Origin of the sequence: Aliiroseovarius lamellibrachiae (assembly GCF_018599245.1) — a bacterium.
Taxonomy (GTDB): domain Bacteria; phylum Pseudomonadota; class Alphaproteobacteria; order Rhodobacterales; family Rhodobacteraceae; genus Aliiroseovarius; species Aliiroseovarius lamellibrachiae.
Genome location: NZ_JAHEVJ010000003.1, coordinates 315,112 through 333,334 on the forward strand (window position 1 = coordinate 315,112; position 18,223 = coordinate 333,334).

Genomic DNA, 18,223 nt, shown 5'->3' on the forward strand with positions numbered 1-18,223 from the left:
GTTGTAAGAGAGTGATGTGATCCGTGGGTGGCCCTGTGGGGTTACCCCGTGCGGCGCTCATCAAAGCTTTTGGCAATGAAATCGGGCATGTGATCGCCCATTCCAACCGTGCGGTTGTCATTGCGACGTCCTTGATTGCCACCGCGTGACCGATTTGACCGATCTTGTTTGCCACCGTGCTGCTTTGCGGCGGGGGCGTCGGCTTTTGCGGCCGCTGCGTCCGTTTGCGGTGCCTCAACAGGTGCCGCACGCTCTTGAACGGTCTCTGCATATACGGCTTCGGACTTTTCAGTGTCAGATTTTCGCGACCGGCTGCGCGGCGCGCGCTTGGGCTTTTCTTCGTGATTGGTGGCGGGCTTTTTGTCGGCGTCTGAAGTCGCAGATTTACGTGACCGTGTGACACGCTCGTCCGAGGTCTCAGGCAGTTCAATCCGTGGAATTTCGCGCTCAATCAAACGCTCAATCGCATCCAGGTTTTTCTCATCACGCGGTTCGCAGATCATGATGGCTTTACCAGTGCGGCCCGCGCGTCCTGTGCGGCCGATCCGGTGCACATAGTCTTCGGCATGGCCCGGAACATCATAGTTGAACACATGGCTTACGTTGGGGATATCAAGCCCACGCGCGGCCACGTCAGAAGCACAAAGAAAGCGCAGCGTACCTGCGCGAAACCCGTCTAACACTTCCATACGTTTGGATTGTTCCAGATCGCCGTGAATTGGTGCCGCATCAAAGCCGTATTTTTTCAAAGACTTGGCACAGGTGTCCACATCGGTTTTGCGATTGCAAAAGATAATAGCGTTGGTGCAGTTCTCGCCTTCGCGTTCGATCAATTTGCGCAGCAATTGACGTTTCTGCGTCGCAGCGCGATCTTTGCGGCCGGGCTTAAACATGCACAGTTCTTGCGTAATCGTGGCCGAGGTGGTTGCCTGACGCGCCACTTCGATCCGCACTGGGTTCGACAGGAACGTATTGGTGATCCGCTCGATTTCCGGTGCCATTGTGGCCGAGAAAAACAGTGTTTGGCGGGTGAAGGGCACCATATTAAAGATGCGTTCGATATCGGGGATGAACCCCATATCAAGCATCCGGTCCGCTTCGTCCACCACCATGATCTGTACGCCAGTAAGAAGCAGCTTTCCACGCTCAAAATGATCCAGCAGACGACCTGGGGTGGCAATCAGCACGTCAACGCCTCGGTCGATCAACTGATCCTGTTCCTTAAAGCTGACGCCGCCAATCAGAAGCGCTTTGGTCAGCTTGACGTGTTTTGCGTAAGCGTCAAAGTTTTCAGCAACTTGCGCCGCCAACTCCCGCGTGGGGCACAGCACCAAGGATCGAGGCATCCGCGCCCGTGCGCGCCCTCGTGCAAGGGCAGAGATCATCGGCAATGTGAATGATGCGGTTTTACCGGTGCCGGTTTGGGCGATACCCAAGACGTCGCGCCCTTCCAAAGCGGGCGGAATGGCACCGGCCTGAATGGGGGTTGGGGTCTCGTATCCAGCCTCTTCAACGGCTCTTAGAACCTTGGGGCTGAGTTTTAAGTCAGAAAATTTCGTCATATGTGTCCTGTGTCACGGACACACATGGCCCGTGCGACTGAGAAAGAAGGCCCGTATGGCCGAAACGCGGAACAAAAGCCGCGCTCTTTCGAGATGACGCAAGAGGTAAAGAAAAATAGGACTTTGGTCAACGCGTTAGCCGGAAATAGGCACAATTGGGCTAATTCACTGCGATTGTTGCGTGTTTTTGGTCAATTTTCGGCTGTTTCGTGCCATTTTGGGCGGTACCCGGCGCGCAATACGGCAATTGTCGGGGCAGGGGTTAAAACCGTCACCTCCTCCTGCGGGCGCGGTAAATGCGGGCCATAGCCATGGGGCGCATAGGGCGCGAGTGTCTTGGGCAAAACCAGATGGGGCTGGTCCCTCCAGACGATCATGGCGCCTGTGGGCAGCTCGTGTAGGGGGTGGATATGGCGGACTTGCTCACGGGATGGCGTCACGCGGTTAGCATGCAAAACCCGGTCCATTTCTTTATGCAAAACCCGTTCACCTGTGGCTTGCCGCCACGCCTGAACAAAAGACTTATACGCCTTGGGGCGGCAATAGGCACAGGGACGATGCCCGGCAGCCAGACCAACCGCTTCGTCAAGGAAGAACAAAGGCGTCCAGCCGCGTGTTGGTTGCGGGCCGTGATAGCGCCCCTTGGGGTGGGTCAGGGTGCAGATGATCCAATGCGGGTGTTTCCAACGCGATGTGCCGAGCTTGCGTGCGTCAAAAGGCAGGATGCCACGATTGCCCGTGAATGTTCCGCGGGCGGGATCCGACACAATCTCGCCCGTCGGTAAAACGCGATTTTGCAACGGAAGGTGAGCTGAGGTCATTGCGCTTACACGACAATCCGCGTCATCGTTGCTTAAAGATCGAGAACGCGGGCGTTGATCATCTGGGCGCTTTGCCATGTGGTTTTATCGTCGACGCGTTGCAACGTGCCTTCAATCGAAATGCGCTGTCCATCGACAAAGCCTTCGAGTGGCGTGTCCAGAACGATCTGCAACGAGGCATTGTGATCGCCGCTGCCGCACAACGGACAAATGCCGCTATCCGAGGTGAGCAAAAGTTCCTGTACGGTTTCGCCGGGCGCGCCGGGGATCATCGCGACCGCAAATCCGGTCACGCGCATGTTGCTCAGGTCCTGCGCAAATGCGTCGGGCCAAGACTTGCGCACTTCGTAACTCGTCTCGGTGACGATCTCTTCGATTTGGATTTGGTCAAGCAACGCCCATACATCAGACGAGCGGGGGCCACCTGGCTGAGACAGTCCCGAAGTTGCTGTGCTTCCAAGTACGGCGGCAATCGCAAGGGTGCTGGTTTTCATCTAGGCTCTCCACTGAGTTGTTGCCAGAGCATGGCCCAGATTTCTGTGCCGAAGAAAGGGGAATAAAACGAATGGGCGATTTTCCACCGCCCATTCATCACAGGTGACATTTGCCCGTCAAAATTGGGCTTGCTCTACACCATCATTTCTTTGGTGGCGGTCAGTTTTACACCTTCGAAATCACGTTCAACACGGTCGATATCCCATTGAAGGCGCGTCAGAAAAACGGGATCTCCGTCGTGATCATGGGCAATATGCTGCTTGTTGGTGTTGATCAGTTTTTCAACACTTGCTTTGTCACCAGACACCCAGCGGGCCGAGTTGAATTGTGACGGCTCAAACCGCACGGGAAGCCCGTATTCCATCTCAATCCGGCTGGCCAAAACTTCAAACTGCAAGGCCCCCACAACGCCGACAATAAAGCCCGAACCAATGTTTGGTTTGAACACTTTCGCAGCGCCTTCCTCAGCAAATTGCATCAGTGCTTTTTCAAGGTGCTTGGCTTTCATCGGGTCGCCCGCGCGCACGCCTTGCAAAAGCTCTGGTGCAAAGCTGGGGATCCCCGTTGCGCGGATCAATTCGCCTTCGGTCAGCGTGTCGCCAATACGAAGCTGGCCGTGGTTTGGAATGCCGATGATATCGCCCGCCCACGCCTCTTCGGCCAATTCACGGTCCGACGCGAGGAACAATACCGGGTTCGAGATTGCCATTGGTTTTTTGGTGCGCACATGGGTCAGTTTCATACCACGTTTGAAATGCCCCGAGGCCAACCGTACAAAGGCCACGCGGTCGCGGTGTTTCGGATCCATATTGGCCTGAACTTTGAAGACAAAGCCCGCGACCTTTTTTTCATCCGGTGCGATGGCGCGCGGCGTGGCCGCCTGGGGTTGCGGTTCTGGACCGAAATCCGCGATCCCATTCATCAGCTCTTGTACCCCGAAAGAATTGATGGCGGAGCCAAACCAAATCGGCGTCATATGCCCTTCGAGCACCGATTGCGGGTTTATCGCGGGCAAAAGCTCGCGGGCCATTTCCAGATCCTCAAGAAATTTTTCCAGCAGATGTTCAGGAACATATTCTGCCAGTTTCGGATCATCCAAACCCGAGATTTCGACCGTTTCGGCAATCACGTTACGATCCGCCCGGTCCATCAATTCAAGCCGGTCATTTAACAGGTCATAACAGCCCATGAAGTCGCGCCCAACACCGATTGGCCAGCTGGCGGGTGTCACGTCAATGGCGAGCATCTCTTGAATTTCATCAATAATCTCAAAGACGTCCCGGCTTTCACGGTCCATCTTGTTACAGAAGGTCAGAATTGGAAGGTCGCGCAGGCGGCACACTTCGAAAAGCTTTTGCGTCTGGCTTTCCACGCCCTTTGCCCCATCAATCACCATGACGGCCGCGTCCACGGCGGTCAGCGTGCGATAGGTGTCTTCGGAAAAATCCGAGTGGCCGGGGGTGTCGACAAGGTTGAACCGCAGATCGCGGAAATCAAACGACATCGCCGATGCCGAAACCGAAATCCCACGGTCTTTTTCCATCTGCATGAAATCTGACCGCGTGCGCCGCGCTTCGCCTTTGGCGCGCACTTGACCCGCCATCTGAATGGCGCCGCCAAACAAAAGGAATTTCTCGGTCAGTGTGGTCTTGCCCGCATCCGGGTGCGAGATAATCGCGAATGTGCGACGGCGCGCAATTTCGGGCGGCAATTCGGGGCGGTTTGTATCTGTGTCCAACATGGCTTCGCTATATCCGGCAAGCGAGGGACGCGCAATATTGCTGTTGCGGCAAAGCGCAGCTGGCGGGGGTTAGCGTTTGGTTGCGCCCTTGATCATTTCTACGGCGCCCTTGCGCGAGATCTCATCGACATTCAGTTCGCTTGCGTAAGGCTTGACCACATGGGGGATCATCCCATCGGGCAGGGCTGGGCGGTTGGTGTCATCGACCAACAGGCTTTCTGCCGGGATACCCTCGGCGTAAATGATTTCGTGCTTGTCAAACAACAGCTGGAAATAGTCGACAAAGCCGCCCTCAGATTGTTTTACTGTATCACCGTTGATCAGATGGCCGGCGCGAACAAGCACTTCGTTTTGGCCGACGCCAAGGCGGTCGTGGCGTTGATAGATGAACAGGCGATGACTGGGGCTGACGGTAAGCTGTGCGTCGTTGTTCAACACCCCAGCAGCGATGGTGATGGGCGCAAACGCCCCGGTTGCGCGCACGGTTTGCTGGCCAATCCAGCGGATCGGTTGCGGGCCGCTGTCGCGGGTCAGAATTTTGTCACCAAGAGAAAGCTGTTCTATGGGCATTTGTTGCCCGCTGGCCAAAGTGATGTTGGTGCCACGGGTGAACGAAACACAGGCAGATTCGGCAAGTTTTGCACGCGCACCTTCGGTATCTATCGTGACCAACGCGTAAGATACGCCTGGGGTGAACGGGGTCAGAGGGTAAAGATAGATCTCGGCGATCCGGTCGCGTTCTGGCGTGGTTTCCACCAACACCAATGCTTCATGTGTGTCGCCATGGGGTGGCATAAAGGTCAGCAGGCAATCCAGGAACACTGGTGCGCCTTGTTTGCCCAGCTCGGACCCCGCGACGATGGTGAGCATTCCACTGTCAGATGGTGGGGTGACGGCAAGATGCCCAGCTGGGGCGTTGTCCAGCGTATATGAATCTTCAAGAATCAACTCAGACGCATCCGTCAGGATGTCGCCCTCATTCACCCCTTGCACCACACAAAACTGCCGGGCACGAAAGACCGGAAGCGTTTGCATTGGGGCACTCTGGTTATGGGTATCTGTGTCGGGCATTAACGGTACTTTTATACGCGCTGATCTGCGGGTGAGCGGATATTAGCGGCGGTGAAACGGTATGCGAGGGCACGGCCCCCGGCGAGAAACTCTAGTGATAATGGAAAACTGGGTCAATTGTATGGCAATAAGGGGCCTAATTGCTTGCCCTTTCCAGAATAATCCGGTGGAGATGGGCGTTGAACAAATAAACCAACGCGACGGGAGTGTATGTCATGGACTTAGGGATTTCGGGAAAAACGGCGTTGGTAACAGCCTCGTCCAAAGGGTTGGGGTTTGGCTGTGCACAGGCTTTGGCACGCGAAGGTGTGAACCTCGTGATGAACGGGCGCAGTTCAGATGTGCTGGAACGCGCAGCCGAAGCTCTTCGCGCTGAAACGGGGGTAAGTGTGACCGCCGTGGCCGCGGATGTGACCACTGAGGCGGGGCGCGACAAGTTGCTGGCGGCTGCCCCTCAGGTCGATATTCTGGTGACCAACGCTGGTGGGCCCCCTCCCGGTATGTGGCAAGATTGGGATCGGGATGATTTTATCGCGGCCTTTGATGCCAATATGCTTACGCCGATTTCACTGATCCAAGCCACCGTGCCGGGGATGATGGACCGCGGCTGGGGCCGTGTGGTCAACATCACCAGCCAATCGGTGAAAGCCCCCATTCCGGTCTTGGGCCTGTCCAACACCGCGCGCACCGGGTTGACCGGGTTTGTGGCCGGCACCGCGCGTCAAGTGGCGGACGCGGGCGTGACCATCAACAACTTGCTGCCGGGGTTGCACGACACCGACCGCGCAAAATCGCTGGACGAAGGGGTGGTCAAAGCCCAAGGCATCACCATGGACGCGGCGCGCGCCGCGCGAATGGCGACGATCCCCGCCGGGCGATATGGCACCGTGGAAGAGTTCGGCGCCACTTGCGCCTTTCTCTGTTCACAGTTCGCCGGATTTATCGTTGGACAAAATGTGCTGTTGGATGGCGGCGGGGTGAACGCAACCATCTGATTGGCAAAGATCGTGGGGCAGACGGGCACCAACTGGTTGCAACTCTGCGCCCGATCCCTACCTAATGCGCCTGACAGGAAAACGGAGAAACATGATGCGAATGAACAGTTTGGCAGGCGGCGCGCTTGAGGTCAGCGCGCTGTGTCTTGGGGCGATGACTTGGGGAACAACCAATACCGAAGCCGAGGGCCATGGCCAGATCGACATGTTCCTCGATCACGGGGGCAATTTCATCGATACGGCCGAGATGTACCCGGTCAATCCGATCAAAGCCGAGAATTGCGGCGCGTCCGAGCGTGTTTTGGGCACATGGCTTGCGGCCTCCGGGCGACGTAATGACGTGGTCGTCGCAACAAAAGTGACCGGTGACAACCCGGGTTTTGTTCGCGAAGGGCGTGGATATGATGGTGCGATTATTGCGGCTGCGGTCGAGAACTCGCTTAAGAACCTGCAAACCGATTACATCGATATCTATCAATTGCATTGGCCGATGCGTGGCGGCTATGCGTTCCGGCAAAATTGGACCTTTGATGCGACGGGGCAAGACCGCGCCGCGACCGAAGCCCATATGCGCGATGTGTTGACGGCGATGACCGAACTGGTTGCCGCGGGCAAGGTTCGCCATTTTGCCCTGTCCAACGAAAGCGCGTGGGGCACGATGGAATGGCTGCGATTGGCCCGTGAAATGGGTGCGCCCGAGGTGATCTCGGTCCAGAATGAATACAGTTTGATGTATCGTCAGGCCGACACGGATTTCGCCGAGGTTTGCCATAACGAAGGCGTACGCATCCTGTCGTATTCGCCGCTGGCCACAGGGTTGCTATCAGGTAAATACCAAGGCGGTGCCATTCCAGATGGGTCGCGGATGGCGATTTACCCAGAGCTGGGCGGGCGCAAAACCAAACGGGCGTTTGATGCCGTGGCGGCCTATTTGGCCGTGGCGCAGAAACATGGGCTGGATCCGGTGCAAATGGCACTGTCTTTTGTGATGTCGCGTCCATTTATGGGCTCGACCATTTTTGGGGCGTCAACACAGGCGCAGCTTGCCACCATCTTGGCGGGCAAAGATCTGGTGCTGTCGGATGAGGTGATGGCCGATATTGACGTGGCGCATCGTGACCACCCGTACCCTTACTAAAGTCTAAAACGCGGCGGCTTCGTGTCGTCGCGTATCGCTCACTGACAGGCCATGTGCCTTTTTGAACGCACGGGCAAAGCTCGCCGGAGAGGTGAACCCGGTGACAAGTGCGATCTCACTTGCGGGCAGGGCGGTGTCCAATGCCAGGCGCCGGGCCTCGGATAGGCGCAAATCCAGAAAATAGGCGCCAGGGGATGTGTCAATCGCCGCTTTGAACCGGTGTTCAAGGTTGCGTTGCGTCAGGCCCAACCGCTGGGCAATCACTGAAATGGCCAAAGGCTCTTCAATGTGGGTTTCCATCAATTGAATGGCCTGTGCGACCTTGGGGGCGCGTGCCATTAACCGCGAGGTTGAGGTGACGCTTTGTGGGCGCGCGCCACTGGGATCCGGGTCATAAATCAACGCCCCAGCCGCACGCATCGCCAATGCAACCCCGTGCCGCGTCTGGATCAGATGCAGCATGAGATCCAGCGCAGGTCCGGCGCCCCCGGTGGTCATAACGCGACCATCAATCACAAAACGATCACGGGTGACGTCAATTTCAGGAAAACTTTGGGTGAATTTCTCCAAGTCTTCCCAATGGGTTGTTGCCATATGTTGATTTAAAAGACCCGCTCTCGCCAAAATCCACGGCCCTCCATCCACGCCGCAAATGTTGGCCACGCGCCCCGCGACGCGACGTATCTGGGACAGCAGAACGGGTGCGCATTGCTCCTCAAGCTCAAACCCCGCCACAACAAACAGCGCATCCAATGCCGGGGCCTGGTCCAATGCAATGCCCGGTACTTGCAGCCCAGAGGTCAGGGTGACCGGCGCCCCAAGCGGCGTCAGCAGAGCCCAGCGAAACAACTCTTTCCCGGCACGGCGATTGGTGGTGCGCAACGGATCGAGCACAGCGGCCAGCGACAGTGTATTGGCGGCATGCAGCACCAATACTCCGATGGTCAGGGGGCTAGAATCTGCGGTGAAGATATTTGCGTGTTTCATCAAGAATTCATCGTAAAACGCAAAGCTTGTTTCGACAAGCCCCGCCACAGTGAAATGAGAAAAGGGAGATTGTCATGCCACTTCAAATGAACCGAGATGTGTTTATCACCTGCGCTGTGACCGGATCAGGCAGCACGCAAGATCGCAGCCCCCATGTCCCGCGCAGCCCGGAACAGATCGCAAATTCCGCCATCGATGCGGCCAAAGCGGGGGCCGCCGTGGTGCATTGCCACGTACGCGACCCGGAAACGGGCGTGCCCAGCCGCCGGTTGGATCTGTACCGCGAGGTCACCGACCGCATCCGCGCAGCAGACGTCGACGTGGTTTTGAACCTCACCGCAGGTATGGGCGGCGACATTATCTTCGGGGACGTGGAAAAGCCATTCCCAGCGAACCCAAATGGCACCGATATGGTGGGCGCCTCTGAACGGGTGGAACACATTCGCCAATGTCTGCCCGAAATTTGCACGCTCGACTGCGGCACGATGAATTTTGCCGAGGCGGATTACGTGATGACCAACACCCCCGGCATGTTGGAGGCCATGGGGCGGATGATGACCGAAATGGGCGTGAAACCTGAGATTGAGGCCTTTGATACCGGCCACCTTTGGCACGCAAAAACGCTTGTGGAACAGGGTGTTCTGGACAGCCCAGCCTTGGTGCAACTGTGCATGGGGGTGCCTTGGGGCGCGCCAGATGACCTCAATACCTTTATGGCGATGGTCAACAATGTCCCGTCCGACTGGACGTTCTCGGCCTTTGGGCTTGGGCGCAATCAGATGCCATATGCGGCGGCTTCGGTGCTGGCGGGGGGCAATGTGCGTGTGGGGCTTGAGGACAATCTTTGGCTGGAAAAAGGTGTGAAAGCCACCAACGCGCAGTTGGTGGAACGCGCTGTGAGCGTGGTTGAGAACATGGGCGCGCGGATCATCGGGCCAGAAGAGGTGCGCAAAAACCTCGGCCTGACCAAACGTGCGCCGGTCGGCGCATGACGCGCGCGGAAACGCAACGTGTGTTGATCACAGCGGGGGCGGCCGGAATTGGCCGCGCCTTGGCTGCGCGGTTTCACTCTGCGGGGGCTGCCATTGCGATCTGTGATGCGGACCCTCACGCCGTCGCGCAATTTCAGGCGGAGTTTCCTGATGCCATCGTCCATGTCGCGGACGTCACGGATGAAGCACAGATGGACGCGTTTCTATCTGATGTCGAAACCCAATGGGGGGGCGTTGATGTGGTCTGCGCCAACGCCGGAACCGGTGGCCCAGCGGGGCCAATTGAAACATTGGATTACGGTGAATGGCAGGCTTGCGTTGCGGCCAATCTGCATGGCGCGTTTCTTACCTGTCGTTGGGCGGCACGCTTGATGAAAGCGCAAAAACAAGGGCTTATCGTTCTCACCTCATCTACGGCCGGTCAATTTGGCTATCCCATGCGCTCGCCCTATGCCTCTGCGAAATGGGCCATCATTGGCCTGACCAAAACCCTCGCGTCTGAGCTGGGGCCACATGGGGTTCGGGTGAATGCGATCTGTCCGGGCGCCGTTGAAGGCCCTCGGATGGAGCGGGTGCTGGAGCGTGAAAGTGCCGCGACGGGGCGCAGCATCGAAGAGACCCGGCAAATGTATGTCAAAGGTGTGAGCCTGCGATCATGGGTCACAATGGATGAGGTGGCCGACACCGTGGAATTCCTTGCGTCAAAGGGGGCCGCGAAGATTTCCGGGCAGATCATGGCCATCGACGGCCACACGGAAAGCCTGATGCCATGAGCCTTGCTTCCTTTCGTCGGGGCAGGCTTTCCTTGCGAAATGCGCGGTGATTGGCGCATGAAGGGTCTGCGCCATTTGGGGCGTGTAACAGGTGATGAGGCGAGTATGGCTGTCAGCAGACGTTGGGTGATGATGGGAATGGCAACCACGGGGTTGACGGGGTGTCTCGGCAATACAGCTGGGGTGGGGGTCGAGTTCCACCGCAACACAAAAACGCCCATCAGTTCGACCACCCGGTTTGACGTGGACCGTTTCGCTGGTTTTTGGCACATCCGGGCGGAGTTTTTACACTCCGGAGAAGAGGCGCTGCGCGGCGCGGTTGACTTTCGTGCTGTGGCAGGAAAGATCGCTCAGATTGCGGTGCATGGGCCGAAGCGAAGCGGGTTTGGCGTGACGGATATCTATGATGTGAAGCAGCCGATGGCCGGACGTTTCACATTGGGCCAGAAGCCTTACCAGACAGAATACTGGGTGCTTTGGGTGGACGATGATTATCGCACCGCGGCGATTGGCACCCCGTCCGGAAGCTTTGGCTGGATCCTCGATCGGGATCGAAAAGGCGGTGGGGATCGCATCAAAGCCGCTGAAGATGTGCTTGAATTTAATGGATATAATATGTCGCGCCTTCACATGTATTGACGCGCATCAGGAAAGATCTGGGAGAGAACATGACCAAAACAGCAGCAATTATTGGTGGTGGCGTAATCGGCGGCGGATGGGCCGCGCGGTTCTTGTTGATGGGATGGGATGTGCGGGTGTTTGACCCGGACCCCGAGGCCGAGCGCAAGATCGGCGAAGTGTTGGACAACGCGCGCCGCTCGTTGCCCGGTCTTTCGGATGTGTCGATGCCGAACGAGGGGCAGTTGTCGTATCATGACGAGATTTCGGACGCTGTGTCCGGGGCCTCTTGGGTGCAGGAAAGTGTGCCAGAGCGGTTGGATCTTAAGCAAAAAGTCTATGCGCAGCTGATGGAGGCTGTGGCGGATGATGCAATCATCGGCTCGTCCACATCCGGGTTTAAGCCGTCTGAGTTGCAAGAGGGGCTGTCACGCCCCGGTCTGGTCATGGTCGCGCACCCCTTTAACCCGGTTTACCTTTTGCCTGTCATAGAACTTGTTCCGACGGCGAAGAACAGTCCAGAAATCGTCGCGCGCGCCAAGGAAATCTTGACTGAGGTCGGCATGAAGCCGATTGAAATCAAAAAAGAAATGGATGCCCATGTCGCCGATCGCTTGCTGGAAGCCGTCTGGCGCGAAGCGCTTTGGTTGGTGTCTGATGGCATCGCGACCACGGAAGAAATCGACGACATCATGCGCTTTGGTTTTGGTCTTCGCTGGGCACAGATGGGGCTTTTTGAAACCTACCGCGTGGCGGGCGGTGAAGCGGGCATGAAGCATTTCATGGCGCAATTTGGCCCTTGTCTGAAATGGCCCTGGACCAAGCTGATGGATGTGCCGGACTTCACCGATGAGCTGGTGGATCTGATCGCGGATCAGTCGGATGCGCAATCGGGCCATATGTCGATCCGTGAATTGGAACGTACCCGCGATGATAACCTTGTGGCGATGATGCGCGCGCTGAAGGGGCGCGACTGGGGGGCAGGGGCGTTGCTTAATCAACAGGACAAGCGGTTGGGGCAACCTGTGGTCGATATCACCAAGCCAATCACCACGCTTGCCACCGCGATCCCTGTTGATTGGCTTGATTACAACGGGCATATGACCGAAAGCCGGTATCTGGACGCCTTTGCGCGCTCTACCGATCGGTTCATGGAAATCATTGGCTGTGACGCGGATTACATCGCGACGGGCGGCAGCTATTTCACCGCTGAGACCCATATCCGCCACATCGACGAGGCACATTTGGGCCAGCGCATTTGTGTGGAAACCCAATGCCTTCTGGGCAAAGGCAAGAAAATGCATCTGTTCCACAGCATGTATGAAGGGGATCGTTTGTTGGCCACCGGCGAGCAAGTGTTCCTGCATGTGAGCCTTGAGACCCGCCGCCCGTCTGCGCCCGCGGACCACATCGAGGCACGGTTGGTTGAGATTGCCGAAGCACACGCCAAATTGCCCGGGCCAGAGGGCGTTGGGCGCGCGATCAAGGTAAGCTAGCAATCGTCTGAAAAACATGGCAGATGGGGATCATGCAAGCCTGGATCCCCATCACCATCGCCGCCGCCTTCAGCCAAAACTTGCGGTTCATGCTGCAAAAGCGGCTGAAAGACACGAAACTGTCGACGGCGGGGGCGACCTTCGCGCGGTTTGTCTATTCTGCACCATTGGTTGCGGTGATTTTGGCGGTTTACCTGTCTGTGACGCAGCAAGCCGTGCCAACGCCCAACGCGCGCTTTTTTCTCTTTGCCTTTACCGGCGGCATTGCGCAGATCACCGCCACGATGTGCGTGGTGGCCCTGTTTGCCGCGCGTAATTTTGCGGTGGGCATCACGTTTAAAAAGACCGAAGTGGTGTTGACCGCGTTGGTGGGCTTGGTGGTGCTGGGCGAAGGCATCAGCCTTTGGGGCAGCCTTGCCATTGCGGTTGGCTTTGCCGGATTGATCCTGCTGTCTGATCCCCCCGAAGGCGGGCAGGGCTGGCGGCGTTTTTTCAACAAAGCCGCGGGGCTTGGTCTGTTGTCGGGCATCCTCTTTGCCTGTTCGGCCATCGGGTATCGTGGGGCATCACTGTCATTGGGCATTGAGGGGATCGTGGCGCGGGCCGGGTTCACCTTGGCTTGTGTGACCGCGTTTCAATCGGTGGTTATGGCCCTTTGGATGCGGATGCGGGAACCGGGTGAAATCACGCGGGTTCTCGCGGCGTGGCGTGTTGGTGCCCTTGTGGGGGTCAGCTCAATGATCGGCAGCTTTTGCTGGTTTACGGCCTTCACATTGCAAAACGCAGCGCTGGTGAAAGCGTTGGGGCAGGTGGAGTTGCTGTTTAGCTATCTCGCCACAATATTTGTGTTCCGCGAGGCGATCACCAAGCGAGAATTGGGTGGTACGGCCTTGATCTTACTGTCCGTTTTGGTGCTGGTGCTGTTTTTGTAACCCCAACACCGTTGGCGTTCAGCTGCTCAGGGGACCGACGCCACCCAAGCGTTCAAACAGACTTTCCTCTTCACCATTGTTGAAAAACGGCACCGAGGCCGGCGCGTCAAGATTGGGCAGATTGCCGACGATTTCTGCCAAAACCACTTCGGTGATAAATGGCAAATCAAAGCGGCGCACCTGATCAATGGGGATCCATTGCAAATGGCTCAGCTCGTCCGAGGCGCGTGAAAAATCATCAGGGTCGGTCTTAAGCTTGGCCGCATCAGCCACAAAAAAACGCGCATCAAAGCGGCGCGGGCGTCCCTTTGGGGTGATGGCGCGAAAGGCAAAGGCGAGACCATCCGCGGAGGGCACATAGCCTGCATCCGCAAAGCTTTGCCAATCTTCTGGAATATCGCCATCCCAGGGGGTCGCTTCGCCCAAAATTTGACCTGTTTCTTCCCAAAGCTCGCGAATGGCGGCAACAAGCAAGGCTTGGGCCAGATCAGGGTCAGCGTCTTCCGCAAGCCGGGTCAGGCAAGGCTCGGCCCCCCCTTGGGCCAGGGGAACTTGTCCATCCGTGGGATCAACCGCACCGCCGGGGAACACAAACTTATTGGGCATGAACGCCGCCTTGGCGCCGCGTTGCCCCATCAAAACCTGCGGGTTTGTCTGTGCGTCACGCATCAGGATCACGGTGGCCGCGTGGCGGATGATCTTGGACTTGTCCATTCTGCCCTCTTTCATAATGTCACCCTTACCCATGGTCAGTTTTCGAAAAGGGTCAAGCGTAACCCTGCGTACCGGCGCTGTTTTCTTGGCAAAATGCAGGAAATGAAAAAAAGGCGACGGAAATGCACGGGCCCCGCGTTGAATGGATATGACGCCGGGCAGGAACGCTCCGGTAGGGACAGGCGAAACCTCAAATGGAGAGACCTATGAAACGTGCAACAAAAATCGCAACAATTGCTTTGATGGCTGGTGTGGCAGTCACCGCAAGCGGGCTGACGGCCTCGGCTTTTGGCGGCAAGGGTGGCCCAATGGGCGGTAAAGGTGGCCGGATGGGCGGCATTATGCAGATGGAATTTGCTGATGTCGATATGGACAACAGCGGGCTGATCACCGCAGATGACCTAAAGGCACATGCCGCCGCCAAATTTGCCGAAGCAGATGCCAATGGGGATGGTGCATTGGATTTGACCGAGGTCAAAGCCCAAGCTGAGGCACATATGAAAGAGCGTATGGCCTCGGCCCCTGATGGCCAAGGCGGCAAGCGTATGGGCGATGGGCCGTCGGCTGAAAAGCGTATGGGCTGGATGGCCGAGCAGATGATTGAAAAACGGGATGCGGACAATAGCGGAACAGTGTCCCTGGCAGAAATGACGCCAGATCAAAGCAAGCTTGATCGGATGATCGACCGCTTTGACACGGATGATGACAACGCCATCTCCGCCGCAGAGTTTGACGCGGCCCAAAAGGAAATGTGGATGCGTCATGCCGGAAAACGTCATGGCAAAGGCGGCAAACACGGCGGCTGACGTACCTTAGGTGTGCCCCACGTTGGGGCGCACCACCACGAAGGCGTTGCCCCGATGCGGGGGCTGGGCTAGTCACAAGGAATGACGATGGCGCTGGACGCATATACAGAGGCCACTGATGAGGCGCTTTTGGTCCTTTATGGCAATGGCGATCCGTCAGCGGCGCAGATCCTGACCAGGCGGCTCGCACCGCGGGTTTTGGGCTATGCGTCGCGTTTATTGGGGGGCGACCGGGCCGAGGCTGAGGATGTGACCCAAGAGGCGATGTTGCGGTTGTGGAAACAGGCTCCAAAGTGGCGCACGGGCGAGGCCAAGATCTCGACCTGGCTGTATACGGTGGCGACAAACCTGTGCACAGATCGGTTACGCAAACGACGTTCGGTGGACATTGACGCGATCGAAGAACCAGCGGATGACACACCAAGTGCGGTGGACGGCATGATCCAGGCCGACCGGGCCACCGCCCTTCAGGATGCGCTAAACACCCTGCCAGAACGGCAACGTATGGCTGTGGCCCTGCGCCACCTAGAAGGGGCCTCAAACCCGGAAATTGCGGATATATTAGAGATCAGCGTTGAGGCCGTTGAAAGTCTAACGGCCCGAGGCAAAAGGGCACTGGCCACGGCACTTGCCGGGCGACGTAAGGAGTTGGGATATGGCGAAGACTGAAACAGATCTGTTAGATGACGCCCAGCTTGAGGCGTTTTTTGAGGCGGGGCGCGAGGATGTGCCAGAGCTGTCCGACAGCTTTATGGCAGCACTTTTGCAGGATGCGGATTTGGCGCAACCGCAACTCGCAGCACTTGCGCCTCCGCGTGTCAAACGTTCACTTTGGCAGGACATCATTGCACAAATTGGTGGCTGGCCCGCACTTGCGGGCATGGCAACGGCAACGGTCGCCGGTGTATGGATTGGCTTTGCGGCACCTGACCAGCTTGAGACACTCTCGGGTGGGGTCTTATTGGTGGGGGATTACGCCAGCGTGGACACGATTTATGACGTTCAGGATTTTGCGCCAAACTACTTTGGCACAGACCTTTTGATCGAAGAGGAGGGCTAAATATGTCTGACACTCCACACCCTTCAGTGCCGCCAGCGGTGAAACCTCGCCGTAAATGGGTGCGCGTGGCGTTTGCTTTGTCATTGACCATGAACCTTGTGGTGATTGGGCTCGTGGCGGGGGCCCATCTGGGGGAGCGTCGCGACCACGGTTTTGACCCGCGCGGCCCTGACCGTGGCACCATTCGGGATATGGGGTTTGGCCCCATCGCGTCGGCCTTGCCAATGAAAGACCGTCGCGCAATTGGCAAAGCTTTGCGTGATGAAAAAGGATCATTCAAAGACAACCGAGCAGCGATGCGGCGTGATTTTCAGGCCATGTTGTTGGCCTTGCGTTCTGACCCTTTTGATCCTGCGGCTTTGAATGCTGCACTTGATGGTCAGCGCGATCGGATGATTGGTTTTGGTGATACCGCGCGTCGTTTGATCCTTGAGCGGATCGCATTGATGAGCTTGGAGGATCGGCGCGAGTTTGCGGATAACATTGCGCGGAACATGCGTGGCGCTCGACGATAACTGTTTGTGATAATTCAATAAAGGTGGAGTGGGGAACCCTCTCTGCCTTTTTTATTGGAACCGTTTTATGCGGCGCTTTGAACAAAGGTCACAAGGTTACGCCCCTCGGCCTTTGAGGCGTAAAGCGCGCGGTCAGCACTTTGTAGCAATGCCTGGGTCTGACCGGGCTCACAGCCCCCGGTGGGGGCAACGGCAACTCCAATGGACATGGTCACCGGGATTTGTGCCGAAACCGCCCCAGAGTAAACCGGTGTTTCCCCAACCACACGGCGCAACCGTTCGGCCATGATCAAGGCCGCGTCATGGTCGGTGTCTGGCATCGCAATCAGAAATTCTTCGCCGCCAAACCGGGCCAGAAGGTCCACATCCCGGATGCTGGCGCGCAGGCGTTTTGAGACATCGACCAACACCTCGTCCCCGGCGAAATGCCCATAGCGATCATTGATCCCTTTGAATTTGTCCAAATCCAGCAGCATAAGCGCAAATCCGCGCCCGCTTTGGGTGGATTGGGCTTCGAGTCGATTGAGGTATGACCCCGCATAGCGGCGGTTGTACAGGCCCGTTAAAGGGTCGGTCATGGCCAAATTTAGCCGCTGGTCCACTGTGCTGCGCACCTGATCTGACAGAAATTTACCTGGGATCAATCGGTCCAATCGAACTGAAATTTCTTCGGCATCAAAATAGCCGGACATCACCGCGTTGGCGCCAAGATCCAGGGCCATTGAGGCCGAAGGGCTGTTTTTCGTCTCATCAATGAATATGATCACCGCGTATCTCGTGGACAGTCGAGAACGCAATTCAGAGACCAAACGCAGTCCGTCGCCCTGTTCTGATAGATTGGCTGAGATAATAAACACATCGGGGACTGCGCCGGTTTGTGACACGTCTTCAAGGGCTTGCGCCTTGGTCATAACGGTCACTTTTTGGGACATTTCCTGTGTAAGTGCCTTGCGCCACATCAGGCCGGTTTCCACCGCCGGGGCGACGAGGGCGATATTGGCTTGTTTTTGAAAGCTTGCAGGCGCTTCGCCAAATCCCATTTCCTCGGCCAAAACATGGCGGCGGGTGACTTCGTCACGCGTCGCGTGAACGCGCATTAGGTTCCTCACCATGGCGAGCAATGTGCTTTCATCCAGTGGCTTTGTTAAGAAATCATCGGCCCCGACGCGCAAGGCGGCTAAGCGATCGGCGCGATCTGCCACTGGCGAAATGATCACCACAGGGATGGCGGCAAGTGCGGGGATGGCTTTAAGGCGACGACACGCCTCGACCCCGCCGCCACCTTGCAGCGTTTGCCCCAGTAAAATAAGGTCTGGCTGTTGGGAATGCGCGATGTCGACAACATCAGAAACAGACACCGCTTGCGTCACGTCGTAACATGCAGTGGTGAGTTTCACCTTTAACACGATGCGATTTGTCGCCACGTCGTCCGCTATGAGAATGCGTCCTGACATATTTGATCCTAGCCCACGTCTTATTAGATTTGCTCACTGACAGATTGGGTTCA

19 protein-coding genes are annotated in these 18,223 nt (G+C 57.1%); 11 read left to right on the plus strand and 8 right to left on the minus strand.

The window, feature by feature from the left end:
- Positions 1-41: 41 nt before the first annotated feature.
- From KKW20_RS07330 to KKW20_RS07350, 5 genes are all read right to left on the minus strand, one after another.
- Positions 42-1,562: a DEAD/DEAH box helicase gene (locus tag KKW20_RS07330; RefSeq protein ID WP_214567214.1), complete on the minus strand. Its 1,521-nt coding sequence runs from the start codon at positions 1,560-1,562 to the stop codon at positions 42-44.
- 191 nt (positions 1,563-1,753) lie between these two features.
- Positions 1,754-2,383 carry a hypothetical protein gene (locus tag KKW20_RS07335; RefSeq protein WP_214567215.1) on the minus strand — a complete coding sequence of 210 codons (630 nt, stop codon included), beginning with the start codon at positions 2,381-2,383 and terminating at the stop codon, positions 1,754-1,756.
- A 32-nt stretch (positions 2,384-2,415) separates the two neighbouring features.
- Complete coding sequence (locus KKW20_RS07340; protein ID WP_214567216.1) at positions 2,416-2,877, minus strand: hypothetical protein; 462 nt, start codon at positions 2,875-2,877, stop codon at positions 2,416-2,418.
- 134 nt (positions 2,878-3,011) lie between these two features.
- Entirely contained in the window at positions 3,012-4,619 is a 1,608-nt protein-coding gene (locus tag KKW20_RS07345; RefSeq protein ID WP_214567217.1) for a peptide chain release factor 3, read from the minus strand.
- A 69-nt stretch (positions 4,620-4,688) separates the two neighbouring features.
- Complete coding sequence (locus KKW20_RS07350; RefSeq protein ID WP_246534495.1) at positions 4,689-5,654, minus strand: Hint domain-containing protein; 966 nt, start codon at positions 5,652-5,654, stop codon at positions 4,689-4,691.
- Between the two features lie 251 nt (positions 5,655-5,905).
- On the opposite strand from KKW20_RS07350, the gene KKW20_RS07355 reads away from it, so the two are divergent.
- Positions 5,906-6,685 carry an SDR family oxidoreductase gene (locus tag KKW20_RS07355; protein ID WP_214567219.1) on the plus strand — a complete coding sequence of 260 codons (780 nt, stop codon included), beginning with the start codon at positions 5,906-5,908 and terminating at the stop codon, positions 6,683-6,685.
- 94 nt (positions 6,686-6,779) lie between these two features.
- Entirely contained in the window at positions 6,780-7,823 is a 1,044-nt protein-coding gene (locus KKW20_RS07360) for an aldo/keto reductase (RefSeq protein WP_214567220.1), read from the plus strand.
- A gap of 3 nt (positions 7,824-7,826) precedes the next feature.
- Here KKW20_RS07360 and KKW20_RS07365 read toward each other — a convergent pair whose 3' ends face one another.
- On the minus strand, positions 7,827-8,810 hold the full coding sequence (locus KKW20_RS07365; protein WP_214567221.1) for a GlxA family transcriptional regulator: 984 nt from the start codon (positions 8,808-8,810) through the stop codon (positions 7,827-7,829).
- 74 nt (positions 8,811-8,884) lie between these two features.
- On the opposite strand from KKW20_RS07365, the gene bcoG reads away from it, so the two are divergent.
- From bcoG to KKW20_RS07390, 5 genes are all read left to right on the plus strand, one after another.
- Positions 8,885-9,802, plus strand: coding sequence for a 3-dehydrocarnitine:acetyl-CoA trimethylamine transferase BcoG (bcoG, locus tag KKW20_RS07370; protein ID WP_214567222.1), 918 nt, complete (start codon positions 8,885-8,887; stop codon positions 9,800-9,802).
- Positions 9,799-10,575 (plus strand): SDR family oxidoreductase, encoded by a 777-nt coding sequence (locus KKW20_RS07375; RefSeq protein ID WP_214567223.1) that lies wholly within the window; start codon positions 9,799-9,801, stop codon positions 10,573-10,575. Before bcoG ends, KKW20_RS07375 begins: the two co-directional genes overlap by 4 nt.
- A 105-nt stretch (positions 10,576-10,680) precedes the next feature.
- Complete coding sequence (locus KKW20_RS07380; RefSeq protein ID WP_246534496.1) at positions 10,681-11,214, plus strand: lipocalin family protein; 534 nt, start codon at positions 10,681-10,683, stop codon at positions 11,212-11,214.
- Between the two features lie 29 nt (positions 11,215-11,243).
- Entirely contained in the window at positions 11,244-12,689 is a 1,446-nt protein-coding gene (locus tag KKW20_RS07385; RefSeq protein WP_214567225.1) for a carnitine 3-dehydrogenase, read from the plus strand.
- Positions 12,690-12,721: 32 nt separating this feature from the next.
- Positions 12,722-13,621: an EamA family transporter gene (locus KKW20_RS07390; RefSeq protein ID WP_214567226.1), complete on the plus strand. Its 900-nt coding sequence runs from the start codon at positions 12,722-12,724 to the stop codon at positions 13,619-13,621.
- 18 nt (positions 13,622-13,639) lie between these two features.
- Here KKW20_RS07390 and KKW20_RS07395 read toward each other — a convergent pair whose 3' ends face one another.
- Positions 13,640-14,335: an NUDIX hydrolase gene (locus KKW20_RS07395; RefSeq protein ID WP_246534497.1), complete on the minus strand. Its 696-nt coding sequence runs from the start codon at positions 14,333-14,335 to the stop codon at positions 13,640-13,642.
- Between the two features lie 206 nt (positions 14,336-14,541).
- Here KKW20_RS07395 and KKW20_RS07400 point away from each other — a divergent pair, with 206 nt between their 5' ends.
- The 4 genes from KKW20_RS07400 (at position 14,542) to KKW20_RS07415 (ending at position 16,716) form a co-directional block, all read left to right on the plus strand.
- The gene (locus KKW20_RS07400; protein WP_214567228.1) at positions 14,542-15,141 is read left to right on the plus strand and encodes an EF-hand domain-containing protein; all 600 of its coding nucleotides are present in this window, start codon (positions 14,542-14,544) and stop codon (positions 15,139-15,141) included.
- Between the two features lie 81 nt (positions 15,142-15,222).
- On the plus strand, positions 15,223-15,810 hold the full coding sequence (locus tag KKW20_RS07405) for an RNA polymerase sigma factor (protein WP_214567229.1): 588 nt from the start codon (positions 15,223-15,225) through the stop codon (positions 15,808-15,810).
- Positions 15,797-16,201, plus strand: a complete 405-nt coding sequence (locus KKW20_RS07410; protein ID WP_214567230.1) for a hypothetical protein — start codon at positions 15,797-15,799, stop codon at positions 16,199-16,201. Before KKW20_RS07405 ends, KKW20_RS07410 begins: the two co-directional genes overlap by 14 nt.
- Positions 16,202-16,203: 2 nt before the next feature.
- Positions 16,204-16,716: a periplasmic heavy metal sensor gene (locus tag KKW20_RS07415; protein WP_214567231.1), complete on the plus strand. Its 513-nt coding sequence runs from the start codon at positions 16,204-16,206 to the stop codon at positions 16,714-16,716.
- Positions 16,717-16,781: 65 nt separating this feature from the next.
- Here KKW20_RS07415 and KKW20_RS07420 read toward each other — a convergent pair whose 3' ends face one another.
- On the minus strand, positions 16,782-18,170 hold the full coding sequence (locus KKW20_RS07420; protein WP_214567232.1) for a diguanylate cyclase: 1,389 nt from the start codon (positions 18,168-18,170) through the stop codon (positions 16,782-16,784).
- Positions 18,171-18,223: the final 53 nt, after the last annotated feature.